Below are 428 nucleotides of genomic sequence, written 5' to 3'. Positions count from 1 at the left end.
GGAGTACCCGTCGCCGTCGCCGTGTTCGTGATCGACCCCGCATCCACATCCGCCTGCGTCGCCACATACGACGCCGTCGCGGTGGTCGACGCACCCGGCGCCAGCGTGCGCGTCGGGTAGGAGATCTCCGACAGCGTCCCGGTCCCAGAGAACTGCGTCTCGTCGACCGTGACATCCGTCAGCGTGACGTTGCCGGTGTTCGTGACCACGAAGGAGTACGAGACCGTCTCCCCCGCGCTCGTGATCGAGCCCGGGTCCGCGGACTTCACCACCGACAGGCTGGGCGTCTGAGTGCCGGGGACCGTGGAGTCCGACGGCGGTGAGGTCGGCGGCGGCGTGTCGCCGGGCGGTGTGCCCGTGGCGGTCGCCGAGTTGGTGACCTTCCCCGCGTCGATGTCGGCCTGCGTCAGGGTGTAGGTCGCGGTGGC

General features: G+C 70.3%; 1 pseudogene. It reads right to left on the bottom strand.

What is annotated here, in order from left to right:
* Positions 1–428: pseudogene (locus ITJ44_RS15740) on the bottom strand (DUF11 domain-containing protein); the annotation flags it as partial.

It is taken from the genome of Clavibacter sp. VKM Ac-2873 (assembly GCF_015351075.1).
Taxonomy (GTDB): domain Bacteria; phylum Actinomycetota; class Actinomycetes; order Actinomycetales; family Microbacteriaceae; genus Clavibacter.
This window is presented reverse-complemented; position numbering and strand designations above follow the sequence as displayed.